Below are 7,052 nucleotides of genomic sequence, written 5' to 3' on the forward strand. Positions count from 1 at the left end.
ACGAGTACTGCGGTGACATCCCACCGGTCGACCTCGAGACCGCCTACTACGCTCAAAACAGGGCCCAGCAGCAGCTGGCGCTCTCAAACCACTGAGTCTCCCGACTCACCGGGGCGGTTCACGCCCACTTCTGTTGCATACAAGCTGACGCGCGGATCTGGTTAGCCTGACATGAGGACGGGGCGCACTGCCTCGGTGAACCAGGAGTGATGATGCCCGTCGACGCGCTGCCCCACACGGATCGATTGCCCGCTCCGGGGCAGGTGGTGGAGGTCCGCGGCAGCCGGTGGGCGGTCACGTCCGTCACACGGCAGGGGCTCGTGCGAAGCGCCGCGGACGATGCTCACCCGCGCCCTGAGCACGTCGTGGAGCTGCAGTCCATCGACGAGGACCGACTCGGTGAAGAGCTGGCCGTCGTGTGGGAGCTCGAGGTCGGCAACACCCTGGTTCCGGACCAAGGACTCCCAGAGCGTCTGACGGCCGATACGTTCGATGACCCCAACAGGCTCGGTGCCTACGTCGACGCGGTCCGTTGGGGCGCGGTGACCAGCGCGGACGAGAGCTCGTTCCAGTCACCGTTCCGCTCCGGCGCCAACGTCGAGGCCTACCAGCTTGAGCCGCTGCGGCGGGCTCTGACGTCGCCGCGCACCAACCTTCTCCTCGCCGATGACGTGGGTCTCGGCAAGACCATCGAGGCCGGCCTGGTCATCCAGGAGCTGCTGCTCCGCCACCGGGCGCAGACGGTGGTCATCGTGTGCCCGCCGAGCCTGGCCATCAAGTGGCAGCAGGAGATGCGCGACAAGTTCGGGCTCGACTTCGTCATCGTCAACAGCGAGACCCTCGCCGAGGACCGCCGCCGACGCGGATTGGCCGCCAACCCGTTCCGCCTGCACCGACGGGTCATCGTGTCGATGGCGTGGCTGCCGACGCCGCGGGCACAGCGCCTCCTCCGCGACGTCTTCGCCTCCGCTGACGACCGCAACTCGGCCCGGCGCTACGCCTTCGACGTCCTCGTGGTCGACGAGGCGCATCACGTCGCACCGTCGAGTCCGAGCTCGGTGGGCGGTGGCCGCGGCTACGCGGTCGACAGCAAGCGCACCATCGCTGTCCGCAATCTGGCCGAACGGTGTGAGCACCGTCTGTTCCTCAGCGCGACACCGCACAACGGCTACTCGGAGTCCTTCACTGCCCTGTTGGAGATGATCGACAACCGCCGGTTCGCCCGCGGTGCCAGCATCGACCAGAAGGAATTGGACGCTGTCACAGTCCGCAGGCTGAAGACCGACATCCCCGACAAGGACTTCAAGCAGCGGCAGATCAAGACGCTGCCCTTCGAGCCAGACGCTGACGAGGAGCAGGCCTTCGCGACCCTTCTCGATCTCCTGAACGCCAGCGCCAAAGCCAACGGCAAGAGCGCGCTCGGCGACATCCTCGGCCTGCTGCTGCGCAAGCGGTTGCTGTCGAGTCCGTGGTCGTTCGCTCGCACGCTGGAGCAGTACGAGGCATCCCCCGGTTCCCCCGGCCTCGAGTTCGACGACTACTACACCGAGGTCCTCGGTAGCGGCGGATCCGACGAGGAGGAAGGGCTGGCCCAGCACCCGGAGTTCGCGGCCATGACCCAGGCCAAGACGGCGCATCCCTTGAGTGAGGCCACCCAGCCGGAGATCGATCGTCTCGTCGCGTGGGGGCTCGGCTACGAGAACCGGCCGGACTCCCGCCTGTCGGCCCTCATCACCTTCCTCGACGGCGTCTGCCGGATCGGCAACAGGTGGAGCAACGAGCGGGTCGTCGTCTTCACCGAATACGCCGCGACGGTGGAATGGGCTCAGCGTGTCCTGGAGTCCTCCGGCTACGACCGCACTCGGCTCGCGGTCATCGAGGGTTCGACACCGGCGGAGGATCGCGAGCTCATCAGGGCACGGTTCACGGCGTCACCGACCGAGGAGCCCCTGCGGGTGCTGCTGGCCACGGACGCCGCCGGGGAGGGCATCGACCTCCAGGCCCACTGCAACCGACTCGTCAACCTCGACATCCCGTTCAACCCGTCCCGCCTGGAACAGCGGATCGGCCGCATCGACCGCTACGGTCAGCGCTTCGCGCCGGAGATCTACTACTTCGCACCGACGGGAACGACCTCGGCCTACGAGGTCGACTACGACTTCGTACGCCGGATCGCCGAGAAGGTCGCCACGATCCGCGGCGACCTCCACTCGGTCAACGCGGTCATCGACGAGCAGGTACGAGGCCACTTCCTCCCGGCGTCGGGCAAACATGCGAAGGCACCCAAGGACGACCCGAGGATCGAGGCCCTGGCCGGTGAGCTCAAGCTCAATCAGCAACTCACCGACCTCGCACGCACCTACGACGACCGCAAGACGAAGCTGCATCTGACCCCGTACAACGCCCGCCGGGTCGTCGACACGGCACTGGCCCTCAACCGCGAGCCGGCGCTCGAGGTCGAGCTCGACCGGCTCGACGACGAGCCGGAGACCTTCCGCGTCGACCACCTCGGAACCCGCTGGACACCAACATTCAAGGGTCTGGACACACCGCTCAAGCCGGGCGTCTACCGAGCCATCACCTTCAACGAGCAGGTGTCCCGTGACAACCCGGACGTCGTCCATGTCCACCTGGGTCACGCGATCATGCAGAAGTCGGCCCGGATGCTGCGCAGCGGACTCTTCGGATCGGGCTCGGAGATGCACCGCGTGACGGCGGTCGTGGATGAGTCGATCCCCGAGTCGTGCGTGGCTGCGGTCTCCCGACTGGTCCTGGTCGGCAAGGGCGGCCTGCGGCTCCACGAGGAGGTCTTCCTCACGGGCATCCGCCTGCACGGAAATGCCATGGCCGAGGACAAGGTCAACGACCTCCTCGATCGGGTCCTCGACCGCCGCGGGATGACCCTGGCCGACGAGCACGTGCGGTCGGCCCTGGCTGAGTCCTGGAACGCCGAAGACTCGCGGATGCGCACGCGCCTCGAAGCGGCCATGACCGCGCGAGCCCACAAGCGTCAGGACGCGGTGGCGGACAGCCTCGAAGCACGTCGGGACACCGACGTGGCCCGTGTGAGCGCGATCTTCGACCGGTTCCGCGAGAACCTCAAGGCCTCACTCGCGGACCTGACCAGCGAGCACGCGAAGCAGGAAGCCATGCTCTTCACCGACGACCAGCAGGCTCAGCGGCGACGCGACATCCGAGCGATGGAGACGCGCCTGGACACCCTCGACGACGAGGAACAGCGGGAGTTGGCCGGCATCCGCTCCCGCTACGAGGACGTGCATCCGTTCATCAGCGCGGCAGCGGTCGTCTTCGCCCTGACACCGGCCGACGCTGCCCGATGGGGGAATGCCCGATGAGCCGCCGCACGACCACCCCCACCCGCAGCGTCCGCGACCGCCATCGCGCATGGCTCGAACTCGTCGACACCGAGGGCCCCTTCCTCGCCCTGCCGGTCATCACGAGAACGCTGCCCCAGGGTGTCCCCCCGATGGAGCAGGACGCCCGGCTCGCGATGACCGCCGCCAACCCGGCGTTCGATCGCGCTTGGGACGCCTGGGACAGCGCCGCCGACAAGGACGCTGCCCTGCCCGCCTACCGCACGGCCCGCGACACGTGGATTGACACGGTGCTCCACGACGTTGTCGGCTGGGGTACCCGCTGGGTGCCCGGCGATCCCGCAGCAGCGGTCGCGGCGAGCTCCCCGGACCACAGCGTCACCGTCACGGCCACCGGGGTGCTGCGCCACAAAGACACCATCGGCGCACTCGTGTGGGTCATCGATCCGGTCGCCTCGCTGCGGGATGCCGACGACGACGGCTGGTCGGACACCCCGATCGACCGGATGGAGCAGATGCTCCGGACCGCCGCGGTGCCGATCGGCCTGGTCACCGACGGACGCTGGTGGGCCATCGTCAGCGCGCCGGAGAAGACGCTCGCCGCCTCGGGGGTCGTGGACGCGCAGACGTGGGTGGAAGAGCCCGAGGTCCGCGACGCATGGGCCGAACTGCTCCGCATCGGGCGTCTGGTCGGCAAGGACCCCGCGGAGCGACTCTCCCAGCTCTTCGCCGACTCCGTGCTCGCAGCCGAGCAGATCACCGAGGCGCTCGGTGCGCAGGTTCGCAAGGCCGTCGAACTCGTCGTGGCAGCGTTCGACGAGTCGGCCGCCGCTTCACGTCATCGGGGCGACCCCGATCCGCTCCCGGAGAGCGGCGACGACATCTACGCCGCCGTCGTCACGGTCATCATGCGCGTGGTCTTCCTCCTCTTCGCGGAGGAGCGCGGCCTGCTGCCCACCGGTGAGCTGTACGCGATGGGCTACGGCCTGTCCGACCAGCGGGAGCGACTGGAGCAGCGGGAGCGGGATGAGAACGCCGAGGCGCTCGACGCCACCTCACTCACGTGGCATCGGCTCCTCGCCACATCCAACGCGCTGTACGGCGGTGCGACGTTCGAGGACCTGCGCCTTCCCGCCTACGGCGGGTCACTGTTCGACCCCGACCGGTTTCCCTTCCTCACCGCGACGACCGAGCGGGGCACGTTGGCGCTGGCCGTCAGCGACCGCGTCATGCTCGAGGTCCTGCGCGCCGTGCAGATCGCCGTCGTTGACAAAGAGCCGCGACGTATCTCGTTCCGCGACATCGACGTCGAGCAGATCGGCTACATCTACGAAGGCCTGTTGGGCTACACGTGTCGCCGCGCGGACGAGGTCATCATCGGTCTCGGCGGCAAGGACGGTGCCGAGCCTGAGATGCCGCTGGCCACCCTGGAAGACCTCTACGAAGAGGCGGGGGGAGACGACAAGAAGCTCGGCGCCGCCATCGTCGCCTGGGTCAAGGAGCACCAACCGGGCGCCGAGGCCCGGACCGCGAGCCGGTACGCGAAGGACGCAGCCGCCGGCGAAACCATGAGCGACGCGGAACAGGCCATCCGTTCTGTGACGACGGACGAGGACTTGCTCGGCCGGCTGCGGGACTGGATCGGCCTGATCCGCCGTGACCTGCGCAATCGCCCTGTGGTTGTCCTTGAGGGCGGCCTGTTCGTCGTGGAGACGCCGTCGCGACGCAACGCCGGCGCCCACTACACGCCGCGTGACCTGGCCAAGGAGGTGGTGCTGCACGCGCTAGAGCCCATCGTCTACGCGCCTGGCCCGCACCAGACTGCCGACCGTGACTCGTGGAAGCTCAAGTCGTCGACGGAGATCCTCGACCTCAAGATCGCCGACATCGCCTGCGGATCGGGTGCGTTCCTCGTCGCGGCAGCGGGGTACCTCGCGGAACGCTTGCAGGAGGCCTGGCGTGCCGAGGGTCGACTGCAGGACCTCACCGCGACCGCGCGAAGGACCAAAGCGCTCCGCCAAGTGGTTGCCCGGTGCCTCTACGGGGCGGACATCAATGGCATGGCCGTCGAGATGTGCAAGCTTTCGCTCTGGCTCGTCTCCCTCGACCGTGACCTGCCCTTCTCGTTCGTCGATGACAAGGTGCTGCACGGCAATTCCCTCCTCGGCCTCACCTCGCTGAGGCAACTGGAAGAACTGCACATCGCCCCCAAGCCCAAGCCGCTCGGGCAACTGGGGATGGAGTTCTCCGGCAACGAACTCGTCGTGCGGATGGACGTGAGCCACCGCATTCAACGGGCCATCTCGCTGCGACAAGAACTCGCCTCCGAAGTCAGCACGGCAGACCCGATGCGATCGGCCGCCACCAAGCGGTCCCAGTTGCGGGAATTCGACGAGGTCACCGCCGATCTCCGGAAGATTGCCGACGGGGTGATCGCGGCCGGTCTTCGCCTCGGAGGTAAGCCCGGCAAGAAGCTCGACGAGGCTTACGAGAACCTCCGAATCGCCGTCGGTAAGGCCTTCCCCGCGGACGGTCAGGCTCCGGACGCATCCATGCTCGATGCCATCATCGAGGCGGGGCTCACCCCCACCGTCGTCACGGACTACGACCGATGGCAGCCCTTGCATTGGTTCCTCGAGGTGCCGGACGTCATGGCTCGAGGCGGGTTTGACGCGATCATCGGCAATCCGCCATTCGTCAGCGGTCTGGACTTGGGCGGCTATGTCGGAAGTAACGTACGGGAAGCCATCATTCAGTGGGTGGCCAGCGGCGAAAAGGGTTTAGCGGATCAAAGCGCATACTTTACTCTAAGGTCTCAGGAATTGCTTTCGTCGGGCGCCATTTTGGGCGTCGTCGCTAGTTCCACCCTAGCTCGGGGGGATTCTAGACGCGTTGCGCTGGAGCAGAACATCCGGAACGGGTGGGAGATATACAGAGCGGTGCGTGATCGAACTTGGCCGACGGCCACGGTTAATGTTCGAATCTGCATTCTGTGGGCGACAAACAGCGATCTACCTCAGGATTTGCCTAGGGTTGCGGACGGCCAGGAAGTCGATGCGATCGACTCCACTTTGGAACTGAAGACCGGAACTACTGGACTTTCGCCGTCGACCCTCGCCGAGAATGAAGACATGGCATTCATTGGGGTCTATCCAAACGGGTCTGGATTTCGGATCGCGGAACCTCTGGCGCGTTCGTGGATCACGACGGACGCGAAGAATCGTGACGTCCTCTTCCCGTATATCACGAGCGCAGACCTAAATGGCACCCCCGATCATTCTGCCTCTATGTGGGTCATTGATTTTGGCATCCGAACGCTGGAAGCAGCTTCAGAGTACTGCCTACCCTTCGAACACGTGGAATGCACAGTTAGAATGGAGCGCGCAAAGAACAAGGACCGCTCACGGAGGGAGATCTGGTGGCTGTTCACGAGGCGTTCTAAGGCCTTGATGCAGCAAATCTCCTCTCTGCGTCATTTCATAGGCATGAGACAGTCCTCTCAAATTATGCAGCCCGTCATGCTCCCCTCTGGATCACTAATCGACCAGACGGTGGTCGCCTTCGCTTCGGACGATTACGGACTCTTTGGGAGCCTAGAGGCTTATTCAAGATGCGGTTGCGTAATTGTATAACGCGATGGTTGCGGTAATTGCGTTGGCGAATGTGGCGTAGGGTCGGCGGTAGTCGGTGTGCACGGCGTTCCAGTTCTTGAAGTGG

Annotated in this window: 2 protein-coding genes; both read left to right on the forward strand. The window is 65.9% G+C overall.

Going from position 1 to position 7,052, the window contains the following annotated elements:
* Positions 1-212 precede the first annotated feature (212 nt).
* Complete coding sequence (drmD, locus tag ICW24_RS18975; RefSeq protein ID WP_226347285.1) at positions 213-3,356, forward strand: DISARM system SNF2-like helicase DrmD; 3,144 nt, start codon at positions 213-215, stop codon at positions 3,354-3,356.
* Positions 3,353-6,967, forward strand: a complete 3,615-nt coding sequence (locus ICW24_RS18980) for an Eco57I restriction-modification methylase domain-containing protein (protein WP_226347286.1) — start codon at positions 3,353-3,355, stop codon at positions 6,965-6,967. Before drmD ends, ICW24_RS18980 begins: the two co-directional genes overlap by 4 nt.
* Positions 6,968-7,052: the final 85 nt, after the last annotated feature.

It is taken from the genome of Agilicoccus flavus (genome assembly GCF_014857905.1).
GTDB lineage: Bacteria > Actinomycetota > Actinomycetes > Actinomycetales > Dermatophilaceae > Agilicoccus > Agilicoccus flavus.

Bases quoted from the DNA above. Each gene is read 5' to 3' on its own strand.
- drmD (WP_226347285.1), top strand. From the start codon at position 213: ATGCCCGTCGACGCGCTGCCCCACACGGATCGATTGCCCGCTCCGGGG.
- ICW24_RS18980 (WP_226347286.1), top strand. From the start codon at position 3,353: ATGAGCCGCCGCACGACCACCCCCACCCGCAGCGTCCGCGACCGCCAT.